We start from the raw sequence: 22,050 nt of genomic DNA, 5'->3' as shown, positions 1-22,050 counted from the left end.
CGATATGTCGGTTCAGTTGAACGTGCGCTTCAGTCGTTACGCAGGGGGGCCTTGGGGTCGTAGGGCGTGACACCGGCACGGATCATGGCCGAAGAGATGCCCAGGGCCCAGGCCCCGGCGATGGCACCGAGCAGGTTGGAGAGCACGCCCGGCGCAGCCGCAGCATCCCCCGCCAGCATGGCGATCCGGTCCAGCTGGACCACCGGCTCTTCCGCGGCCCCGCTGGCCAGCACCACCGCACCGTCACGGATGTAGACGGTGCGCTTGCCCTCTGCCCGTGCCGTGGCAATGGCGGCTGCCTCGGCATCAAGGCCATAAAAGATCACCTCGCCGTCCGACAGCTCGGCCATTTCGACCACCGCCGCATCTTCGGCGTTGAGCACGGCAACGCCGTAGGAGAGCACCAGGTCCACCTGCGTGCGGAAGACGTTCCAGACCTTCTCGGCGCTGTCGATGTAGAACTCGCCGAAATGCAGCTCGGGATCAACGTTGGTGACGACGCCCACCAGGCAGCGGTCATACACCGTGCCATCCGCCAGAATGCTGCGGCAGCTGTTCTCGAACACCGCGGCCTCGACGGAGCGGTTCATCAGCACCCGCTCGGCGGCATCCCAGTTGGTGCCCTCGGCAGTTTCCACCTGGCGGCCGTCCAGGAACACGCCCTCGCTGCAGGCCAGGCCGGTGTATTGGCCGGAGATACGCAGCAGGTGGGCGATGAGGCGCGCCACCGGGGTCTTGCCGCGGCTGCCCGTCACCCCGACCACAGGGATGCGGGCATCCTCGTCCTTCTCGAAGAGGTGATCGACGATGGCCTCACCCACCGGGCGGGGCTGACCGACCGCCGGTTTGATGTGCATCAGCAGGCCAGGGCCGGCATTGACCTCGACGATGGCGCCCTGCTGCCCTGCGAGGGGCTGGGAAATGTCTTCACACACCAAGTCCACGCCGGCGATGTCCAGACCGACGATCCGCGCCGCCAGGCAGGCCAGCTCGGCGGTGTCGGGGTGGACCTCGTCGGTCACGTCGAAGGCCATGTTGCTGGTCCGGACGATCATCACCTCCTGGCCGGCCGCCGGCACCGAGGCGCCGGTGAAGCCCTGGCGGGCCACCTCCATCTGCGCCGCCGGGTAGTTGTCGAGCTTGATCAGGTAGAGGGGGAACTCATGCTCCACCCCCCGGCGCGGATCGGAGTTGATCTGGCTCTCGATGAGTTCGTCGATGCTGTGCTTGCCATCGCCGAGCACCGACACCATGTCGCCCTTGTTGGCCGCTACCATCTTGCCGCCCACCACCAGCAGACGGTGCTCGGCGCCGCGGATGAAGCGCTCGACAATCACCTCGGAGCCTTCGGCTGCAGTCAGTGGGTAGAGCTCACGGATCTCGTCGGCACTGCGCACATTGGTGAACACACCGCGGGCGTGGTTGCCGTCACTGGGCTTGATCACTACCGGGAAGCCGATGTCCTCAGCCGCCTCGATGGCATCCTCGACGCCATCCACAATGCGGCCTTCGGGCACCGGTACGCCGCAGGATTCGAGCAGGCTCTTGGTCAGATCCTTCTCGCGGGAGATGCTCTCGGCGATGGCTGGGGTCCGGTCGGTCTCGGCCGTCCAGATACGGCGCTGGCGGGCACCGTAACCCAACTGCACCAGGTTGCCCTCGGCCAGCAGGCGGATGAAGGGGATACGGCGGGATTTGTCGGCGGCAGCCTCGACGATGCAGCGGGTGCTCGGGCCGAGCATGTAGGTGTCGACCAGGTCACGCAGGCGCAGCACAGCGGCATCCACATCGTAAGGACGATCCTCGATGGCCGCCATCAGCAGGTCGTGGCCCATGTTGAGGGCGGCCATGGAAACGTCCTTCTGCCAGGCGCGGATCACCACCTTGTACACACCACGGATGGCGGTTTCCCGGGCCTTGCCGAAGCCACCCGTCATGCCCGCCAGGTTCTGCAGCTCCAGCGTCACGTGTTCAAGGATGTGCCCAGGCCAGGTGCCGTCCCGCAAGCGCTTGAGAAAACCACCCCGCTCGCCGATGCTGCAGCGGTGCTCGACCAGGGTCGGCAACATCGTGGTGATCCGCTCGTAGAAACCGGGGATCACGTTGGACGGGCAGTCTTCCAGGTCATGGATATCGACCCAGGCCTCAAGGACGGAACGGTAGGTCCAGATGTTCGGACCCCGCAGATGGAGCACGTTCAGGAATTCGATCGTTTTGTTGGTCATGGGCAAGGCTGTGGAAGTGACGAGCTGGGTAGCGGCACGGTGTAACAAAAACTGAGCCTTCGCTTAACGCGGCAGAGCACGGTTGGATTACCGGAGAAAAAAATATCGATGCGTCGATGATTCTGCCCGAACGCCGGGTGTACGTGCCTGTAACGAGTCAGTAAACTTCGGACGCAATTTTGCCCCACGCCGGCCCTTTCCTGTGGCCCTTTTGTCAGGCCCTTTTGTCGGGTCTTTTTCTCAGGCCACCTCGCGTCCCAAAAATGAATTCCGCGCCTGCACAACTTCCTTCCACCTATTCCGACTACCTCGGCCCCGCCGTCCCCGAAGCCTGGCGTGCCCGCCTCGACGCCGCCCTGAACCTCGGCGAGAAGGTCCTGGCCACCCTCAGCCTCGACCTGGACACCCGGCTGCAGTTCCGCAGCGGCATCGTTGCCCTGACCGACAGTCGCCTGATGGCCTGGGATCTGGACGCAGACGCCTGGCAGGCCTGGCCTTTCCGCGAAGGCCTGCAACTGCGCCACCGGGATCACGGCGGCGTGGCGGCTCTCGATCTGGTGGACAGCAGCGGCAAGCTGGCCGGCTGGCGCTTTACCCTGGCCCAGGACCCCGCCGCCCGCAACCTGTCCGACCGCTTCAAGGCCCAGCTTGAGTGCGTGCTGGCGGGCCGCCAGCCGACCCCGCCCGAGCCCCTCACCTGCCCCACCTGTGACGCGCCCCTGCCGCCGGGCACCGACGAGTGCCCCACCTGCGCCCGGGAGATCCACACCCCGCCATCCACCTGGACCCTCTTCCGCCTGTGGCGCTTTGCCCAGCCCTACAAGGGGCAGTTGCTGGCCGGCTTCGTCCTGACCCTGCTGTCCACGGCTGCCACGCTGGTCCCCCCCTATCTCACCATGCCGCTGATGGATGAGGTGCTGATCCCCTTCCAGAACGGCGCTCCCATCGACAGCCATCGCGTCATGATGATGCTTGGCGGCCTGCTCCTCGCCGCTGTGTTCGCCTGGGCCCTGGGCTGGGCCAAGACCTACATCCTTGCCCTGGTCAGCGAGCGCATCGGTGCCGACCTGCGCACCACCACCTACGAACACCTGCAAGGCCTGTCCCTGGAGTACTTTGGCGGCAAACGCACCGGCGACCTGATGGCGCGGATCGGCGCCGAGACCGACCGGATCTGCCTGTTCCTGTCCATGAATTTGCTGGACTTCGCCACCGACGTGCTGATGATCACCATGACGGCGGTCATCCTGGTGTCCATCAACCCCTGGCTGGCCCTGGTCACACTGGTGCCCCTGCCCTTCATCGCCTGGCTGATCCACACCGTTCGTGACAAGCTGCGCTACGGCTTCGAGCAGGTGGACCGGGTGTGGTCCGAAGTCACCAGCGTGCTCGCCGACACCATCCCCGGCATCCGGGTGGTCAAGGCCTTCGCCCAGGAGAAACGCGAGGTCGGCCGCTTCCGCGACGCCAACGCCCGCAACCTGGCGGTGAATGACCGGGTGAACAAGATCTGGTCGGTGTTCTCCCCCACCGTCACCCTGATGACCGAAATCGGTCTGCTCGTGGTGTGGGGCTTCGGCATCTGGCTGGTCTCCGAGAACGACGTCACGGTCGGCACCCTGGCCGCCTTCCTTGCCTACATCTCGCGCTTCTACACCCGCCTCGACTCCATGAGCCGCATCGTGTCGGTCACGCAGAAGGCCGCCGCCGGCGCCAAGCGCATCTTCGACATCCTCGACCACGTCTCCAGCGTGCCCGACCCCGCCACGCCCCAGCACCTGCCCAAGGTCACCGGCGCCATCGAGGTCAAGCGGGTCGGCTTCCGTTACGGCAACCGCACCATCCTGCGCGGTGTTGACCTCAATATTGCGCCGGGCGAGATGATCGGCCTGGTCGGCCACTCGGGCTCTGGCAAGAGCACCCTGGTGAACCTGATCTGCCGCTTCTACGACGTGACCGACGGCTCCATCCGCATCGAAGGCATGGACATCCGCTCGGTGCCCGTATCCGAATACCGCCGCAACATCGGCCTGGTGCTGCAGGAGCCCTTCCTGTTCTTCGGCACCATCGCCGAGAACATCGCCTACGGCAAACCCGACGCCACCCGTGAAGAGATCATCTCCGCGGCCCGCGCCGCCCACGCCCACGACTTCATCCTGCGCCTGCCCCAGGGCTACGACTCCCTGGTCGGCGAGCGCGGCCAGGCCCTGTCCGGCGGCGAGCGCCAGCGCATCTCCATCGCCCGCGCCCTGCTCATCGACCCGCGCATCCTGATCCTCGACGAGGCCACCTCGGCGGTGGATACCGAAACCGAGATGGAAATCCAGGCTGCGCTGGAAAACCTCATCCGCGGCCGCACCACCATCGCCATCGCCCACCGCCTGTCCACCCTGCGCAAGGCCGACCGGCTGGTGGTGCTGGACCGGGGCCAGATCGTCGAGATCGGCAACCACGACGCGCTGATGGAAAGACAGGGCGCCTACTTCCGCCTCTACGAAGCCCAGACCCGCAAACTGGACGACGACGCCATCGGCGCCGAGCCCCGCGTACCCCAGCACCGCGAACACGCGCCCGCCTGAAGACCGACCATGCCCCAGCAGAATCTCGACATCACCCGCAACAGCTTCGGCCAGTTGCTCTTCACCGACACCGAAGGCAAAGCCCACCTGGTCACCCCGGTGCGCGCCTTCCCTATCGGCGCCCCCTCCGAGAACATCGGCCTGATCAACACCGACGGCGAAGAAGTGGCCTGGATCGACAAACTGAGCGATCTGCCCGAAGGCGCCCGCCAGCTCATCGCCGACGAGATGGCCAGCCGCGAGTTCATGCCGGTGATCCAGCGCATCCGCCGCGTCTCCAGCTTTGCCACCCCCAGCACCTGGGATCTGGAGACCGACCGGGGCGACACCAGCATGGTGCTCAAAGGTGAGGAAGACATCCGCCGTCTCACCTCGCCCGCGCTAATGATCACCGACAGCCGCGGCATCACCTTCCTGATCCGCGATCGCTACGCCCTCGACAGCCACAGCAAGCGCCTGCTCGACCGCTTCCTGTAGAGCGAGACGCAAACAAAGGAAAAGCCCGCCAGTGGCTGCCCCTTGGGGGCGCCACTAGCGGGCTTTTCCTTGAGGCAGACGTGCCCCGGGAAGGGCCCCGTCGCCGCGGAGCTCAGTTGCCGCGCTTGGTTTCGATCTCGACGACCTGGAACACGCCGCTGGCATCCAGGTAGCCCTTGGCCTCCACGTAGGGCTGGCTGCCCTGCACATAGCGGCCACCGTCGTCCCACCTGGCGCCGGACAGGTTCGCGTTGAGCACGCTGTCTCCGCTCAGGGTGCAGCTCGACGGATAGCTCACGCAACTCAGGGTCGCGTAGATCTCGAACTTGCTGCTGCCACTGGACAGCACACCACCGGAGCCAGAGGTCAGACTCGCCGTAGCCCCCTTCAGCTCGACCTTGGTGGCCAGCAGCACGCCGTTCTGATAGGTGCCCTTGACCTCCACGTAGCTGTTGTTGCCCAGCGAATTGACGCCGTACTCGAAGCGCGCCTGGCTGGCATCAACGGGCACGCCCTGAACGGTAAAACTGGACAGGGAGCTGAAGTTGGCGACGACACCGTAGAGCTCCTGCTTGTAGGTGCCGCTGTAGGCCACCTGACCGTTGGCCCCCAGCACCTGCAGACTGCGGCCGCTGCCCTCGATTTCAATCCGGCTGGCCACCAGCGTAGCGCCCGACAAATTGCCCTTCACCTCGACAAAACTCCCGATGGCGGGCGCAGCCATGGTACCGAGGCTGACTGGGGTGCCGGAGACGGTGATCGTGCTGCCGCTGACCGAATCCACGACCCCCTTGATCTTCACGGAACTGCCGGAGACCGGGTTTGCGCTGCCCGACACCAGGGTCACCGCCCCCAGCGCCAGCACCCGGCTCGCCACCACCTGGCCATTGACCGGGGCGGCGGCAGCCAGGATGCGCACATCGCTGCCGGCAGCAATGCCCGCACCGGCCGGCGATACCGTGTCGGCCGCATAGAACACGCTGAGGCCATTGCGCAAGGTGAGGCTGCCTGCCCCCACCGAGGCCACGATGCCACGCAGGGCCACGCCGGAAACGCTGCCCGAGGCACTGCCACGGACTTCAATGCGCGTGGCGGTAAAACTGCCATCGGCCTGGGGCAGGCCATAAACCTCCACGTAGCTGCCAGCCACAAGCGCCGCCAGCCCGCTCAGGCCGGAGTCGAACACCGTCGTCCCGGTCACCTTCACGGTCTGGCCGCCCACATTCAGGGTCGCGGCATTCACGTCCACCCCGCCGACCGTACCGCGCAGGCCGCCCACAATGCGGATGCGGGCAGCGCTGCCCGTCCCCTTCACGTCGTCCACATCACCGCTCACCGACACCACGGTGCCGAGCCGGATCGGCGAGGCGTACTCGGTGTTCCCGTAAGGATCGTCCGCATCATGGACCGTGGCACCAAGGGTCTCGAAACGGACACCATTCACCACGATCGAGCCCAGGCCGGAAACCGGCCCGGTATAGGTCACTGCCGCCGGAGTGGCCGGCGCTGCGGAACCGGCGGAAATGCCGGTCCCGCCGCCACCGCCACCACCGCAGCCAGACAGTGCCGTAGCGGCACCCAGGCTGAGCAGGAACAGGGTTCTGGTTGTGGGCTTGAATGGACGAACTGGGTTCATGGGCGGGTTCTCCTCTGGGATTGGTCAGGATTGGGGGCCTGCCCGAACGGACCGGGCGACGGCCGAACTATCCCGGGCACAACTTAAGCCCCGCTTAAACCCCGGTGGCATCAGTCCCCCCCGCCACAACCTCCTCCACCACACCCACTGCCACCGTCGCCGGCATCTCCGCCGCCGCTGTCCGAATCACCGGAGCACCCTCCTCCTCCGCCACTGCAGCCGATATCGCTGGCGCAGTAGGCATCCCCCGACTGCGTCCCGTCCGGCCCCATGCAGTTGAGGGCATAGCGAAAGCCGTCAGGGATCAGCAACAGGCCATCCAGCGCAAAAAGCATGGGCAGGCGCTCGGGCTTGCGCGGGTTGATGCCGTCAAAACGGCAGGCGTGCAGCCAGGTACGACGCAAGCCCTGCCGGGCGCTGCGGGGGGTGGCCATGTATTCCGCCGGTGTGTGATCGAGAAAACGGCCCAGGCCCTGACGGCAGAACAACCGGTAGCCCTTGGTGAACAGAATGAACTCGTGCCAGGCCACGTCCACCGCCTGACTGGGCATGGACACCATCCGCCCCCGCGCCGCCAGCGCCACCTGAAAGAAAGTGCGCAGCTCACGCAACACCATCTCGGCCTGGGCATCACTGAGATGCGGATAGCGCTCGCAGACCTTGCGCGCCAGCCCCGCCGGAAACCGGAAATCCGCCAGGAAGCGCAGCCGTGCGCGCCGCTGCCAGCGCCGCCAGGCAAGGCCCACCAACGCCAGTACAGCGGCCGCCAGCAGCACCCGCGGGAGCCACTCACCGGTCTGCACCTGAGGATGGGTGAGGAGGCCGCCAAGCACTGCAAGGACCAACGCAACACCAAAGATCCGGCGCTTTTCCATCATCCCCTTCACCGCCCTTTCCTGCCCTGAAGATCATGCCGGCATTCTACCCACGGCCTCCGGTGGCCGCTGGAGCACGGGAGATCACACCGCTTTAACATTTTCGCAGCCGCCCGGTAACGCGAGCTTCTTAGTCTTGCCGCGAAGGCCATTCGGCCGATTTCGGGAGACGCCATGAAGGAATTTTTGCGCGCGCTGGAGAACCAGCGCTGGGACGACCACCGCTTTTACCACCACAGCCGGATCAATCAGACCCTGCACCTGATCAGCGCCATCAGCTTCCTGATCGCCTACTCGCTGCTCTTCGTGGATCCGGTAAAGGCCGCCCTGATTGGCTGGCTGATCTCCATGGTCACCCGCCAGTCCGGCCACTTCTTCTTCGAACCTCTGGGCTTTGACGAAGAGAACCAGGTCAGCAATGACTACAAGGAGGCCGTCAAGGTAGGCTACAACCTTCAGCGCAAGGTCGTGCTGCTGTCCATCTGGGCCTTCATTCCGGTGGCTCTGTGGCTCAACCCGACCATGTTCGGGCTCTTCGAGGCCCACACCGACATGACCGGCTACATCGATCACCTGGGCGCCCTGTGGCTGAGCCTGGGCGTGGGCGGGCTGCTGTTCCGCACGGTGCACCTGTTTTTCCTCCGCGACGTGCAGACGGGCCTGGTGTGGCTGGTCAAGATCCTCACCGACCCTTACCACGACATCAAGCTCTACCACCGTTCGCCCCTGCTTTTGCTGCGCGAACTGCGCGAGCGCCAAGCGGCCTGATCGTCCTGCGCTGGGGCGCCCCCCTTCGGGAGGGGGGCCCCATGCGTTCAATCACCCCGCTTCAGAAAACGCCGGAACAGCATCTCTTTCAGGATGCGCCGGCGGATCGCCTTGTTGGTCAGCGTCCCGTCATGCCACCACCAGCCATCGGCCTCCATGCGCCGGGCCGCCATAACAAAGCGGTCGGCCACCTCGGCAAAATCAGCCTCCGTGTAATTGAGGCTGAAGATGAAACGCCCCGTCCCCACCCAGCTCAGGGCCAGCCCCTCCGCCCGCATGTAGTACTGGAGCATCCAGTTGTAGCGGCTCGGGCGGGTATAGGTCACCGTCCAGATCGACGACAGATTGGCCACCCGGACAGGCAGCCCTTCGGCCTCGAAGCGCGCATTCAGGCGGCCGGCCCGGGCGTTCCAGAGATCGTCCAGGCCGTGATAAACGGCTTGAATCTCCGGGGCCTCGAGACGTTCCAGGAACTCCGCCATGGCCCCCATCACCCAGGGGTGGGAATTGAAGGTGCCCCGGGCAAAGCAGATGTCCGCCGGGCGGTCGTCACGGAAGCGCTTCATCAGCGCCCGGCGCCCGCACACCACCCCCACCGGCAGGCCGCCGCCGAGGGTCTTGCCGTAGGTCACCATGTCGGCCCGCACGCCGAAATACTCTTGGGCGCCCCCTGGCGCAAGCCGGAAGCCCACGAAGACCTCGTCGAAAATCAACACAATGCCGCGCTCATCACAGACCTGGCGCAGCGCCTTCAGCCATGCGGTGTAGGCAGCCCTGTCGAAGCCCGCCCGCCGGCTGCTGTCCACCAGAGACGAATCCCCCGGCGCAGCGCCATTGGGGTGCAGGGCCTGCAGGGGGTTCACCAGCACGCAGGCAATGTCCTTGCGCCGGCGCAGCACGCGAAGGGCGTCGGGGTGCATGTCCTTCAGGGTGTAGGTCTGGTTGGCCGCCGTGGGGTTGCCGACGCCAGGCTGCACCTCGCCCCACCAGCCGTGGTAAGCGCCACAGAAACGGACCAGATGGCTGCGTCCGGTGTGGTAGCGGGCCAGGCGCACCGCCTGCATCACTGCCTCGGTGCCCGACATGTGGAAGGACACCTCGTCCAGCCCGGAGATGGCCTTCAGGCGCATCACGTTGTAAGCAAGCAGCGGGTGATAGGCACCGAGCACCGGCCCCAGGGCCGCCACCCGCTCGCTCCCCCGGGCCATGCAGGTCTTGTAGAAATCGTAGCCGAAGACATTCACCCCGTAGGCGCCGCCCAGATCGTGGAAGACGTTGCCGTCCAGATCGGTCACGGTCACGCCCCCCGAGGACTCCAGAAAGGCCCCGCCCTTGAGGTGCTGGCGCAGGAAGCGGCTGTACTGAAAGGGCACCCGGTAGGCGCTGGTGAACTGCAGGTCGGATACCCCCTCCTGGACCTCCGCGGTCAGGGCCGCGCTCTCGGCAAAGCGCTGCCGGTAGAGGGCGGCCAGCCTGAAGAAGCCCTCCCTGCGCCGTGCCACCACCTCGGCCGGCGCATCATCGGAGTTGAAGAATCCGGCTTCGTCGTACTCATAGAAAGGCAGCAGCTTTGCCACCCGACGGGACATCTTGGCATGCCCGGTCAGGGAGGGGTGTTTCCCCTTCGACAGCTCCAGACGCCGCTTCATCTTGAGGATCAGCCCGGGCAATGCCACTGCGCCCAGGCCGGCCAACACCAATGCATCTTCCACGTGCGCGTTCTCCGCTACTGAAAGATGACTGATTTAACCGACCCCCGTTACAGCGCCATGAATCGTCCGACCCCGCCCCGCCGCCTGATCACCCGCCTGCTGGATCAGGAAGACATCAACTTCCTGATCACCAACCGCGTGCCCCGCGCCCTGCTCACCCGCTTCATGGGCTGGTTCAGCAAGATCGAACAGCCCCTGGTAGCCCGGCTGTCCATCGGCATCTGGCGTCTGTTTGCCGATCTGGATCTGTCGGAAGCCCGGGAGCGTCATTTTGCCAGCATGCACGCTTGCTTCACCCGGGCACTGAAGCCCGGCGCCCGCCCCATTGACAGCGATGCGGCAGTGCTGTGCAGCCCGTGCGATGCCATCGTCGGCGCCTGCGGTGATCTGGATGGCACCACAGCCCTGCAGGCCAAGGGCGCGCCCTATCCGCTGATCGACCTGCTGGGCAGCCAGCAGAGGGTAGACGCCTGCCGGGACGGCCACTACGTCACCCTACGGCTCAAGTCCAGCATGTACCACCGCTTCCACGCCCCGGCCGACCTGCAGGTTGAGCATGTGACCTACATCGCCGGAGACACCTGGAACGTCAATCCGCCCACCCTGAGGCGCATTGAGAAGCTCTACTGCAAGAACGAGCGGGCGGTCATCCAGGCCCGCCTCATCGGCCACGACGCGGTGCTGACCATCGTCCCGGTGGCCGCCATTCTCGTCGCCAGCATCCGCCTGCGCTGGCTGGACGTGCTGCTGCACATGCGCTATTCAGGGCCCACGGAGATCCCGGCCAGCGCCGTTTTTCACAAGGGTCAGGAAATGGGCTGGTTCGAACACGGCTCCACCATCATCCTGTTCGTACCGCCGGGATTTGCCCTGTGCGACGGCATCGCGGAAGGCCGGCCGATCCGGATGGGTGAAGCACTGTTGCGGGCTCAATAGAAAAGCCCTCTCTCCGCAGGGAGAAAGGGCTGGATCAATGCACCGGAACTGCCCGCCGGTACCCGGTGGGCGATCAACGATCAGCAGTGAGCTGGGCGATGAAAGCCGCTTCCTTTTCAGCCGGAAAGGCATGTTCTGCCATCACGCGCTGCACTGCACGGGGGTCACTGCCCTCGCCATTCACATGAAACTCGATACCGATCGTACGACCATTGGCGGCCAGGGTCATGAAGGCACTACGCCAGCGCTGGGACTCGGCCAAACGTTCGCGGACTTCGTTTTCATTGCGGATCACGACACCCGCGGCCTTGAGGGAATCCAGAAACTCTGCGTAGGACTCGTTGCAATAACTGCCCATCGACTTCTCCTGTTAAAACCGGCGATTTGGCGCCTGTGTGTCCTTAACGCGAAGGTCAGTCGGCTGGATGACACGATTTCAAAGTTTTTTTCGGCCCCGTGGAATTTCCGTATCGGCGCTGAAAACGGCCGAGGTACGCATTCAGCCGCACGGATCAGCGACTCGGCCTCGCTGGCGATGTCCTGGGCGACGGAGACAGCGCGTTTCGCCACCACGCCCCTCGCCCCGAGTCTGGCAACCAAGACGCAATCAGCCCGGCGGGATGACTACGGTGCCTTGTGTGAATGGACTGAACCCGATTCAGCAATCAGTGGAACAGCAGCTGCCCATCTTGCGCAGTCACTCCGGATTTCAGCCAATCAAATGCCCCAGAATGGGGTTGAGCATGGCCTCACCGAGCCGCTTGCTGCGCTCACCATTCCAGCCCACCAGGCCATCCGGCAGATTGGCGTTGTCCTTGAAGGGCATCTCCAGGGTCAGGGACACGCAGCCGAAGCGATGGGCCACCCACTTGGACGCCAGGGTCAGCAGCTCATCGCGGAAGCGCCCGCTCTGGTAGCCCTGCTCGGTCTGGAAATCAGGGCTGGCGGCCTGCAGGCTGTCAACAAAGCGGGCCTGGCGCACCTGCTGGGTCGGCGTGAAGCCCGGCACTTCCTCGGCGGTGGAAAAGAACACGTAGGGCAGCGCCTCGTCCCCGTGAACGTCCAGGAACAACTCGACGCCGCTGGCCTCCATGGCATCACGCACGAGCAGCACTTCGGGGCTGGTATCGGGACTGGGCTCACGCCACTCGCGGTTGAGGTTGGCGCCGGCAGCGTTGGTACGCAGGTTGCCGCGGATGGCTCCGTCGGGGTTCATGTTGGGCACGATGTAGAGCACGGCTTTTTCGCGGATGCGCCGGGCCACCGGGTCGGCACCGTCGAGCAGGCGCTCAAGCAGCCCCTCGACAAACCACTCGGCCATGCTCTCGCCCGGATGCTGCCGGGCGATGATCCACACTGGCGCCTTGCCCGGCCCCGGCCGTCCTACCGTGACGAGGTCCAGGTCACGCCCCTCCACCGTGGCGCCCAGATTGCTCACCGAGGCAAAGGGCGACATCTCGACCCGCCCCAGCAGATCAAGATGACGCTCATGGGAATACGGCTCGAAATAGGCGTAATAGATGCTGTTGCGCTCGGGCGTGTGCTCGACGATGAGCTGGCCGTTTTCGTAGCGCGTGCCGCGGATGCGGAACCAGTGGCGCCGGTCGTAGGACGCCACACAGCGGTAGTCAGGCCAGCCATCAGGATAGGCCGCCTCGGCCGCGTTCTCGAAGACCAGCCTCACGGGCTGGCCAGCGGCACCGTGCAGACGGAAGTGAAACCACTGGCGAAAGGCGGCGTCGCCGTGGATGCCCTGGTCGGCGCGGATGCGCAGGCGGATGTCGTCGGCCCGGGCCAGGGACAGCACCTCGATGGCGCCGGAATCAAAATTGCTGCTGATGCGAAGGGTCATGTTGAGCGGACTTCAGGCTGCGTACTGGGTCAGGGCGTAGAGGGCGAGGCCGATGAGGCCACCCACGAAGGTGCCGTTGAGGCGGATGAACTGCAGGTCGCGGCCGACGCTGACCTCCACCTCGCGCACCAGATCCTCGTCTTTCCAGGCTTTCATGGTGGCGGCGATGTGCTGGGCCAGGCCGTCGCGGAGCTCGGGCGCCAGACTCTCGACGGTGCGCTCCAGGTGTTCGTTGAAGGACTCGCGCAGGGACGGGTTGTCGGCAAGCGCAGCCCCCAGGGCCGCCACGGCCGAGCCCAGGTGGCGGCGCACCCGGGAGTCGGAGCGCTGCATGTCCCGGGCCAGCCAGGCGCGCAGGTCGTCCCACAGCTCGCGCAGGCTGGCGCCCACGGCCGGGTGAGCCAGGAACTCGCGCTTGGCCTGATCGACCCGGGCGCGGAAGCCCTGATCGTCCCCGAGCCGATCGATGTAGGCCGCAATCAGTTCATCGAAGGCCTGACGCCGGGGATGGGCCGGATCACGGGCAACCTCGTCGATCAACCCGTGCACACCGGTCAGGATGCCGGCCGAGACGCGCTCTCCCAGCTCGGCGGGGTTGATGCCGACGAGGCCCAGGGTGGCCACTACCTTGGGGTACTCATGCCCGGCCACATCCACGATCATTCGGGCAAAGCTCTGGCGCACCGCCGGGTCGTCCAGCCAGTGGGCCAGCCGGGCCAGGGCTTCGTCGACCAGGGCCTGATGGCGCCCCTGCTCGGTGAGCAGGGCGAGCAGCCGGCCGAGCCCATCGGCCATGTCGATGCTGCCGGCCCTCCGCCGCAGGGCGTGCAGAAAGAGGCGACGCACCCGCGGGTCATCCATGAAATCCACCGACTCGGCCAGCACCACCACCAGCCGGCCGGCCAGCAAGTCGCCATTGCCGGGGGTGCGCAGCCAGGCGGCCACACGCTCGGCGGGCTGGGCCGAACGCAGCCGCGCCACCAGGGACGCCGTGTCGAGAAAACGGTCGCGGATGAATTCCGCCAGGTTGTCGGCCAGGCGCGCCTTGTTGCGGGGCAGGATGGCGGTGTGGGGCACCGGCACGCCCAGCGGATGGCGGAACAGCGCTACCACGGCAAACCAGTCGGCCAGGGCACCGATCAGGGCCGCCTCGGCAAAGGCGCCCACCCAGTGCCAGCCCTGCAGCCGCGCCACCACCAGCAGCACCGCCACCGCCACCAGGGCGCCGGTGGCCAGACGCTTCATGCGGGCCAGGCCCGCCACCTTGTCCGGATGTGCCACGGGCCACCTCACTCCTGACGGCGCCGAAACACCCAGCGGGCGTCGTCGGAGACCTCGGGGGCAAAGGCGTAACCGTCCCCGGCAAAGCCCTTCAGCTGTTCAACCTCCTGCAGCCGCCCGGTGATGGCGTGGCGGGCCATCAGGCCGCGGGCACGCTTGGCATAGAAGCTGATGATCTTGTAGCGGCCGCCCTTCCAGTCCTCAAAGGCCATATTGAGAAGCCGCCCTTTGAGCCTGGCGGGTTTGACTGACTTGAAGTACTCCTCGGAGGCCAGATTGACCAGCACCGGCTCGCGCCCGGCCTCCTCCTCGACGGCGAGCAGGCGGTTGAGGGCCTCGGTCTGGGTCATGCCCCAGAAAGCGTAAAGATCCTTGCCCCGCGGGTTGGCAAAGCGCGTGCCCATCTCTAGCCGGTAGGGCTGCATCAGGTCGAGGGGCTTGAGGAGGCCATACAGACCCGAGAGGATGCGCAGCTGCGCTTGGGCGTAGTCGAGGTCGGCCTCGGACAGGCTGCGAGCGTCGAGGCCGTCGTAGACATCGCCATTGAAGGCCAGCACCGCCGGGCGGGCATTGGCCGGGGTAAAGGGCTGCGACCACTCGGCATAGCGCGCCACGTTGAGGGCCGCCAGGGTGTCAGACAGGCCCATCAGCCTCGCCACCTCGGCGTGGGACAGCTCGCGCAGGCCGGCGATCAGCTCGGCCGCATCCTTGAGGTAGTCGGGGTCGGTAAAGCGGGGAGTGGCCAAGGGCGACTCGTAATCGAGGGCCTTGGCCGGAGACAACACGAAAATCATCGAAACAGTCCGGAAGATCGGGAGACGCCCAATCTTATCAAACCGGCACCCCGCTTCAGGGCAGGGGTTCGAGGTGGGTAGTGACTTCCAGGCCGGGAATGGCCGATTCCAGCTCGGCCTCGATCTCATCCAGGAGATCATGCCCCTTGCGCACCGACCAGTCGCCGGGTACCAGCACCACCACCTGCAGGAAGGAGGATGCACCGGCACGGCGGGTGCGCAGCCCCTGGTAGCGCACGCCGCGCATCTGGTAGGCATCGAGCGCCGCCTGCGCCCGGGCCAGGCTGTCGGCATCCAGGCTGCGGTCCATCAAACCATCCACGGACTCCCGCAGCAGGCCCACCGCCTCCCAGGTGATGTGCAGGCCTACCACGATGGCGATCAGTGCATCCAGGCGTAGCCAGCCGGTCCATGCCACCAGGGCCACCCCGAGGATCACCCCGAGGGAGGTCCACACGTCGGTCATGAGATGGCGGGAGTCGGCCCGCAAAGCGATGGAGTTGAGCCGCTCGCCGGCTTTGCCGAGGACTCGGGCCACCACGAAGTTGATGGCAGTCGCCGCTGCTGACCAGGCCAGGCCCCACCCGGGTGATTCAATAGGGCGCGGGGCCATCAGCCGCTCGCCGGCAGTCCAGATGATGGCCACCGCGGCCCCCAGGATCAGAAAGCCTTCGAAACCGCTCGAAAAATACTCGGCCTTGCCGTGGCCGTAGGGGTGATTGCCGTCGGGCGGATCACGGGTGATGAGGATCATCCATAACGCAAAGCCCGCCCCCGCCAGATTGACGAAGGACTCCAGCGCATCGGACAGCAGCCCCACCGACCCGGTGATCGACCAAGCCAGGGTCTTGAGGGAGATGGTCGCCAGGGCTGCCGCGATGGACAGCCAGGCGTAATGGTGTCGCTCAAGAACCGGCACGCCGGCGCCTCAACCGCGCTCGACGTCAGTAACGCCCTTGACCTCGCGGATCAGTGTGAGAGCGCGCTGGATCTGGTGCACGCCCTGCACCTCGAGGGTGAAGCGCATGCGCGCCGCACCCTTGCGGCTAAGGGTGTTGACGGCGATCACGTTGAGCTTTTCCCGGGACAGCACTTCGGAGATGTCCCGCAGCAGGCCCTGACGGTCCATGGCATGAACCAGCACGTCCACCGGAAACACCGCCTCCTTGGGGCTGGCCGCGCCGCCCCACTGGGCGCTGATGAGCCGCTCTGGGTGGGAGCGGACGAGCTGCTGGAAATCACGGCACTCGACCCGATGGATGGAGACACCGCGCCCGCGAGTGACGTAACCCTGAATGGCGTCCGGAGGCGCCGGCTTGCAGCAGCGGCCGAGGGAGGTCATGAGCTTGCCAACCCCGACGATCAGGATGGTGTCGCCGGCATCACCGGAGTGGCTCTGACCCAGCACCACCTCGGGGATGTCCTGGGACTGGTCGCCCCCCTCGGCGCCGCGCAGGGCCACCTGGATGGCCCGGGGCCCTACCTCGCCGCGACCTGCGGCGACGAACAGGGCGTCCGGCCCCTTGAAGCCCAGGCGCGTGGCCAGATCGTCCAGATTGACCTGACCATGGCCCTCACGCTGGATCTCCCGGGCGAGCACGCTGCGCCCGCGCACCAGCAGCTCCTCCTCCTCAAGGGCGCTGAAATACTGCTTGATCTTCTGCCGGCCACGATTGGTGACCACGTAGTTCTGGTGGGGGTTGAGCCAGTCCCGGGATGGCCCGCCCTCCTTGGTGGACATGATCTCCACCGTCTGGCCGCTCTCCAGGGGCGTGTTGAGGGTCACCAGCTGACCGTTGACCTTAGCGCCGCGGCAGCGATGGCCGAGGTCGGTATGTACCCGGTAGGCAAAGTCGATGGGAGTGGCGCCGCGAGGCAGATCGATCACCCGCCCCTGCGGGGTGAGCACGTAGATGGTGTCATCCAGGGACGCCCGCTTGAACTGCTCCAGCCAGTCGGCCGAATCGGTCACCTCATCGCGCCACGACAGCAGGCTGCGCAGGAGGGCGATCTTTTCGTCGTAATCGCCGCTGGAGGGGCCGCTGCCTTCCTTGTAACGCCAGTGGGCGGCCACGCCCAGCTCGGCGTGGTTGTGCATGTCGTAAGTGCGGATCTGCACTTCCAGGGCCCGACCGTCACCGGCATATACAGCGGTATGCAGGGACTGGTAGTTGTTGCCCTTGGGCATGGAGATGTAGTCGTCGAACTCCTTGGGGATCGGCGTCCAGATCTGGTGCACGATGCCCAACACCGCGTAGCAGTCCTTGACCTCCTTCACCAGTACCCGCAGGGCCCGCACATCGTAGATCTGCGAGAAATCGAGCCGCTTGGAGCGCATCTTGTTGTAAATGCTGTAGATGTGCTTGGGCCGGCCATACACCTCGGCAGTGACGCCGATGGACTCCACCTCGCTCTTCAGGCGCACCACCGCATCGACGATGAACTGCTCCCGCTCCACCCGACGCTCATCAAGCATGCGGGCAATGCGTTTGTAGGTGTCGGGCTCGAGAAAACGGAAAGAAAGATCCTCAAGCTCCCACTTGAGCTGCCAGATGCCCAGCCGATTGGCCAGAGGAGCGTAGATGTCGAGGCTCTCTCGGGCGATGGACTCGCGGGTACGCCCGGGGTGGTCAGTAAAGTAACGCAGGGTCTGGGTGCGGGACGCGACCCGCAGCAGCACCACGCGGATATCCTCGACCATGGCCAGCAGCATCTTGCGCAGCACCTCGCTCTGGGCGCGGATCTCTGGCGCGCTGGCGGTGGTGGTCATGCGGGTGATCACACGCAGGCCGTTGAGGCGGCGCAGGCCGTCCACCAGCCGGGCGACGCCGTCGCCGTATCGGGTGGCGATTTCCTCGTTGGGGTGGTCGAGCACGTCGCCCACCGCAAAACACAGGGCGGCAATGCGGGTATCGGCGTCGAGGCGCAGGGATGCCGCAATCAGCGCCGTACCGAGGGCGTGCTGCCACACCTGCTCCTGGGTGCCGAGGGTCCGGCTGTCATAGATGGGCTGCACCCAGGCAAGGGCATCACCCACACGGTGGGCATCGTCGGGCAGCAGGCCCTCGCACAGCAGCTCAGCTGACGAAAGCGCGGACACGGACTGAGATATCGAATGAGTAACGGCGACCATGCCGGCATTATCCTATAGGCTGAGCAGTGAAAGTTTGATCTTGATCGCCCTGCCGGTGATAACGGGCGCGCCACTCCGACTCCGCGTCGGCCCTTTCGGTTTCATCGACATTTATCCCGAGCCCATGTTTTCCGCCTTTCGCCGCTGGCGCCGCCAGCGCGCCGCCGACCGCCACACCATAGCACCCGAGCAATGGAGCGCCGTCGAGAGCAGCCTGCCCTTTCTCGACTACCTGCCCCCCGAAGACCGCCCGCGCCTGCGCCGCATGTCCCTGGAGTTCCTCGCCGACAAGCAGGTACATGGTGCCGAGGGCGTGGTCATCACCGACACCCTCCTCCTCTCCATCGCCCTGCAGGCCTGCCTGCCGGTGCTGAACATCGGGCTCGACGCCTATGCCGGCTGGGTCGGCATCATTGTGTACCCCGGCGATTTCGTGATTCCCCGCAGCATCACCGACGAAGATGGCGTGGTGCACGAATACGACGACGAGGTGCTCGGCGAGGCCTGGGAAGGGGGCCCGGTACTGCTATCGTGGTTCGAAGGTGAAAGCCCTTTCGACGGCATCAACGTAGTGATCCACGAGTTCGCCCACAAGCTCGACATGGGCAATGGCGAGGTCGATGGCTACCCGCAGCTCCCGGCGTCCCTTTCCACCCGGGACTGGGCCCAGGCCTTCCGGCCTGCCTACGACGATTTCTGCAACCGGGTGGACCGGGGCGAGGACACCGCCCTCGACCCCTACGGCGCCGAGCACCCAGGGGAGTTCTTTGCGGTGATGAGCGAGGCTTTCTTCGAGACCCCTGGCCTCCTCAGATCCGAGTACCCCGCCGTCTACGAACAGCTGTCCCGTTACTTCGGACAAGACCCGGCCCTGCGTGAAGCCCAGCTTGGGCACCTTGCCTCCGGGTCATCAACAGGCTCTCTTTGATTTGCCTGGCGGTGCTGTCTACATTGCTTAGGCCGCTCCGGCATTCATGACAGAAAGTGGAGAGCAATTCATGGCCATCACCTGGATTCTTGTCGCCAACGCAAGTCTTGCCCGTCTGTATGCCAATCTGGGGCCCAACAAGGGCCTGCAGTTGGTCAAGGAGATCGCCCACCCCGAAAGCCGCATGAAAAATGCCGACCTTGCCTCCGACAGGGCCGGGCAGCTGCAGGCCGCCGGCAGTGGTCACGGGGCACGGGAGCAACCCACCACCCCAAAGTTGAATGCCGCCAGGGCCTTCGCCCAGCGCTTGGCGAAAGAGCTCTACATGGGCCGCAGCCGCAACCAGTTCGGCCGCGCCATCCTCATCGCTCCCCCCGCCTTCATGGGCATGCTCAACGCCACCCTGGACCGTCCCACAGCCCAGCTGGTAACCGACCGCTTTGAAAAGGACTATACCAAGTCGCCCGAGCCAGCCCTGTGCGGGCGTCTGGAGCAGTGCCTGTTCGTCTGACCTCCCTGCGGCCCCCCTGCGCCCATCCGCCGCGCTGACGGCCTAGACCGGCCCGAGGGGTACGCCGCGCTTGCAGGCAGCTGTGACCAGGGTCGCAACTGCCTGCTCTTTTGCCCCTCCCCGGCCGCCATCCGTGAGGAAGTGCCGGCGCCCGACGGGCCCGGGCTTCTATTCTCGCCACCATCCCATCCAGATTGGTGCGCCCATGAAAACAACGTCCCTCGCCGGCTTCGCCCTTGCCTTCGTTACCGCAGCCATCGCCCTTCCCGCCCATGCAAACCCGCTGACCATCGATGGCAACTTCGCCGACTGGGGTGTCAAGAACAATGGCACGCTCGCAGGATGGACACCGAACAGCGGCGTGCTATTTACCGTGGAAGACCAGAGCAACGCCAACGGCGGCTACCTGAGCCCCGGCTGGGGCGGCCAGGCTTACGACGCCGAAGCCATGTACCTGACCTGGTACACCAAGGCTGATGGCCAGACCTACCTGGCCCTGGGCCTGATTACCGGCCACGATCCGAACACCCCCACCAGCGGCAACAGCTATGGCCGTGGTGACTTCGCCATCGACTTCGGCCGTGACGGCAGCTTCGAATTCGGCGTACTCACCGCAGACCGCAGCAGCACACTGCATCAGGGCGACGTGGTGAGCACCACCAACGCCGACTGGGCCACCGGCCTATGGAGCGCCCCCGGCGTCTATGACCCGGCCCACTCCACCTACATCACCAAGGTGAATACCGGGACCGATGTGGGCAATGCCAGCATGGCCATCTCCAACCGCTTCGGCAACATGGGTACCCTGGGCGGCAACCACTGGTTCTACGAGGTGGAGATCCCGGTGTCGGCCTTCGGCAACCACTGGGTCGGCAACACCCCCTCCGAGAGCTTCGACGTGCAATGGACGATGCTCTGCGCAAACGACATCATCATCCTCGACCCGCCTGCTGCAACGGTGTCCGAACCGGCCTCCCTGGCCCTGGCACTGGGTGCATTCGGCCTCGCCGGCCTGGCCCGTCGGCGCAAACCAGTGCGTCATTAAGCAGAAAGCACGAAGCCGGCAATTGCCGGCTTCCTCGCATTCAGATCAGACCTTCTGCCGCGCAGCCCTCAGGCCTCCACCCGCGCCATCAGCGCCACAGCCTGGGCAGCGATGCCCTCGCCGCGGCCGGTGAAACCCAGCTTCTCGGTGGTCTTGCCCTTGATGTTGACGGCAGCCGGATCAATGCCCAGATCGGCCGCGATGTTGGCCGCCATGGCCGGCACGTGGGGCAGGATGCGCGGCGCCCGGGCGATCACCGTGGCGTCCACGTTCACCGTCACCCAGCCCGCTGCCCGGGCCGCCTCCGCCGCTTCGCGGAGCAAGACGCGGGAGTCCGCCCCTTCGAAACGCGGGTCTGTATCCGGGAAATGCCGGCCGATATCTCCCAACCCGGCGGCGCCGAGTATGGCGTCGGTGATGGTGTGAAGCAGGACATCGGCGTCCGAATGCCCGAGCAGACCCTTGGCAAAGGGAATCGTCACGCCGCCGATGATCAGCGGGCGACCGGGAACCAGGGCATGAACATCAAACCCCTGGCCGATACGAAACGGAACGTGCATCTTCAAGCCTCGCGGTGCTGGAGAATCCACTCGGCCAGGTGCAGGTCGAGGGGAAAAGTGACTTTCAGGTTGGTCGGGTCGCCACGCACCAGACGCGGGCGCAGGCCCATGGCCTCGATGGCGCTGGCCTCGTCGGTGACCTGACGCGCACTTTCGAGGGCCCGCTTGAGCATCACGTAGCGGAACATCTGCGGCGTCTGGGCCTGCCACAGACCCTCGCGGGGCACGGTGCCGGCGATGTGGTGGGTGCTGTCCTCCCGCTTCAGGGTGTCGGCCACTGGCACTGCCAGAATGCCGCCCACATCGTCGTGCATCAACTCGCGCACCAGCCCCTCGATGTGCCAGGGGGCCAGGCACGGCCGGGCAGCATCATGAACGAGAATCCAGTCGCCCTCCGAAGTGTCATCAGCAATGGCCCGCAGACCGTTGAGCACACTGTCGGCACGGGATGCACCGCCACAGAACAGGGGCACCAGGCGATCACCGAACGAAGACCAGTCGTGACGGTCCCATTCCTGGTCACCGACCGAGAGCACTACATAGACGCGGTCTATCATCGGTGACTCGCACAGAACAGCCAAGGTATGGCGGATCAGAGGCTCGCCGAGAAGGGAAAGATATTGTTTGGGTTGTTCGCTGCGCATCCGGCTGCCGCTACCGGCAGCGGGCACAATGGCGAAGCAACGTGTCGTAGAGGTTCGCATCCGCGCAATTCTACTCAATGTCCCTCCGCCTTCT

Annotated in this window: 19 protein-coding genes; 7 read left to right on the top strand and 12 right to left on the bottom strand. The window is 65.6% G+C overall.

All coding sequences use genetic code 11. The features are described 5' to 3' along the window. Nucleotides 1-29: 29 nt before the first annotated feature. The gene (gene cphA, locus PHI64_RS01715; RefSeq protein ID WP_299877609.1) at nucleotides 30-2,225 is read right to left on the bottom strand and encodes a cyanophycin synthetase; all 2,196 of its coding nucleotides are present in this window, start codon (nucleotides 2,223-2,225) and stop codon (nucleotides 30-32) included. 263 nt (nucleotides 2,226-2,488) lie between these two features. Here cphA and PHI64_RS01710 point away from each other — a divergent pair, with 263 nt between their 5' ends. Continuing rightward, the gene (locus PHI64_RS01710) at nucleotides 2,489-4,804 is read left to right on the top strand and encodes an ABC transporter ATP-binding protein (protein WP_299877606.1); all 2,316 of its coding nucleotides are present in this window, start codon (nucleotides 2,489-2,491) and stop codon (nucleotides 4,802-4,804) included. A 9-nt stretch (nucleotides 4,805-4,813) separates the two neighbouring features. Continuing rightward, on the top strand, nucleotides 4,814-5,281 hold the full coding sequence (locus PHI64_RS01705) for a DUF1854 domain-containing protein (protein WP_299877602.1): 468 nt from the start codon (nucleotides 4,814-4,816) through the stop codon (nucleotides 5,279-5,281). A gap of 112 nt (nucleotides 5,282-5,393) precedes the next feature. Here the strand turns inward: PHI64_RS01705 and PHI64_RS01700 are convergent, their stop codons facing one another. Then, nucleotides 5,394-6,917, bottom strand: coding sequence for a DUF5666 domain-containing protein (locus PHI64_RS01700; protein WP_299877599.1), 1,524 nt, complete (start codon nucleotides 6,915-6,917; stop codon nucleotides 5,394-5,396). A 110-nt stretch (nucleotides 6,918-7,027) separates the two neighbouring features. Further along, nucleotides 7,028-7,795 carry a hypothetical protein gene (locus PHI64_RS01695; protein WP_299877596.1) on the bottom strand — a complete coding sequence of 256 codons (768 nt, stop codon included), beginning with the start codon at nucleotides 7,793-7,795 and terminating at the stop codon, nucleotides 7,028-7,030. 171 nt (nucleotides 7,796-7,966) lie between these two features. Between PHI64_RS01695 and PHI64_RS01690 the strand changes: the two genes are divergently transcribed. Next, on the top strand, nucleotides 7,967-8,560 hold the full coding sequence (locus tag PHI64_RS01690) for a hypothetical protein (protein WP_299877593.1): 594 nt from the start codon (nucleotides 7,967-7,969) through the stop codon (nucleotides 8,558-8,560). Nucleotides 8,561-8,607: 47 nt separating this feature from the next. Here PHI64_RS01690 and PHI64_RS01685 read toward each other — a convergent pair whose 3' ends face one another. Continuing rightward, nucleotides 8,608-10,272, bottom strand: coding sequence for an aminotransferase class III-fold pyridoxal phosphate-dependent enzyme (locus PHI64_RS01685; RefSeq protein WP_299877590.1), 1,665 nt, complete (start codon nucleotides 10,270-10,272; stop codon nucleotides 8,608-8,610). A gap of 24 nt (nucleotides 10,273-10,296) precedes the next feature. Here PHI64_RS01685 and asd point away from each other — a divergent pair, with 24 nt between their 5' ends. Continuing rightward, nucleotides 10,297-11,208, top strand: a complete 912-nt coding sequence (asd, locus tag PHI64_RS01680; RefSeq protein WP_299877587.1) for an archaetidylserine decarboxylase — start codon at nucleotides 10,297-10,299, stop codon at nucleotides 11,206-11,208. Between the two features lie 73 nt (nucleotides 11,209-11,281). Here the strand turns inward: asd and PHI64_RS01675 are convergent, their stop codons facing one another. The 6 genes from PHI64_RS01675 to PHI64_RS01650 form a co-directional block, all read right to left on the bottom strand. Beyond that, nucleotides 11,282-11,566, bottom strand: coding sequence for a hypothetical protein (locus tag PHI64_RS01675; RefSeq protein WP_299877584.1), 285 nt, complete (start codon nucleotides 11,564-11,566; stop codon nucleotides 11,282-11,284). 351 nt (nucleotides 11,567-11,917) lie between these two features. Then, nucleotides 11,918-13,060 carry a M14-type cytosolic carboxypeptidase gene (locus PHI64_RS01670; RefSeq protein WP_299877582.1) on the bottom strand — a complete coding sequence of 381 codons (1,143 nt, stop codon included), beginning with the start codon at nucleotides 13,058-13,060 and terminating at the stop codon, nucleotides 11,918-11,920. Between the two features lie 12 nt (nucleotides 13,061-13,072). Then, nucleotides 13,073-14,341, bottom strand: a complete 1,269-nt coding sequence (locus PHI64_RS01665) for a DUF445 domain-containing protein (RefSeq protein WP_299877580.1) — start codon at nucleotides 14,339-14,341, stop codon at nucleotides 13,073-13,075. 8 nt (nucleotides 14,342-14,349) lie between these two features. Beyond that, on the bottom strand, nucleotides 14,350-15,135 hold the full coding sequence (yaaA, locus tag PHI64_RS01660; protein WP_299877577.1) for a peroxide stress protein YaaA: 786 nt from the start codon (nucleotides 15,133-15,135) through the stop codon (nucleotides 14,350-14,352). Between the two features lie 55 nt (nucleotides 15,136-15,190). Beyond that, nucleotides 15,191-16,054 (bottom strand): cation diffusion facilitator family transporter, encoded by an 864-nt coding sequence (locus tag PHI64_RS01655; RefSeq protein ID WP_299877574.1) that lies wholly within the window; start codon nucleotides 16,052-16,054, stop codon nucleotides 15,191-15,193. Nucleotides 16,055-16,063: 9 nt separating this feature from the next. Next, a complete protein-coding gene (locus PHI64_RS01650) occupies nucleotides 16,064-18,268 on the bottom strand; it encodes a bifunctional (p)ppGpp synthetase/guanosine-3',5'-bis(diphosphate) 3'-pyrophosphohydrolase (RefSeq protein WP_299877571.1) in 2,205 nt (734 codons plus the stop codon). A gap of 124 nt (nucleotides 18,269-18,392) precedes the next feature. Between PHI64_RS01650 and PHI64_RS01645 the strand changes: the two genes are divergently transcribed. The 3 genes from PHI64_RS01645 (at nucleotide 18,393) to PHI64_RS01635 (ending at nucleotide 20,752) form a co-directional block, all read left to right on the top strand. Next, entirely contained in the window at nucleotides 18,393-19,196 is an 804-nt protein-coding gene (locus PHI64_RS01645; protein ID WP_299877568.1) for a M90 family metallopeptidase, read from the top strand. 70 nt (nucleotides 19,197-19,266) lie between these two features. After that, a complete protein-coding gene (locus PHI64_RS01640; protein ID WP_299877565.1) occupies nucleotides 19,267-19,707 on the top strand; it encodes a host attachment protein in 441 nt (146 codons plus the stop codon). 205 nt (nucleotides 19,708-19,912) lie between these two features. After that, a complete protein-coding gene (locus tag PHI64_RS01635) occupies nucleotides 19,913-20,752 on the top strand; it encodes a PEP-CTERM sorting domain-containing protein (protein WP_299877562.1) in 840 nt (279 codons plus the stop codon). 68 nt (nucleotides 20,753-20,820) lie between these two features. On the opposite strand, the gene ispF is transcribed toward PHI64_RS01635, so the two are convergent. Further along, on the bottom strand, nucleotides 20,821-21,312 hold the full coding sequence (ispF, locus tag PHI64_RS01630; protein WP_299877559.1) for a 2-C-methyl-D-erythritol 2,4-cyclodiphosphate synthase: 492 nt from the start codon (nucleotides 21,310-21,312) through the stop codon (nucleotides 20,821-20,823). A 2-nt stretch (nucleotides 21,313-21,314) separates the two neighbouring features. Further along, complete coding sequence (gene ispD, locus PHI64_RS01625; protein ID WP_299877556.1) at nucleotides 21,315-22,016, bottom strand: 2-C-methyl-D-erythritol 4-phosphate cytidylyltransferase; 702 nt, start codon at nucleotides 22,014-22,016, stop codon at nucleotides 21,315-21,317. Nucleotides 22,017-22,050 lie beyond the last annotated feature (34 nt).

It is taken from the genome of Zoogloea sp. (genome assembly GCF_028689785.1).
Lineage (GTDB): Bacteria > Pseudomonadota > Gammaproteobacteria > Burkholderiales > Rhodocyclaceae > Zoogloea.
Note: the sequence above shows the minus strand (reverse complement) of the source record. Positions and strands in the feature narration are given on the sequence as shown.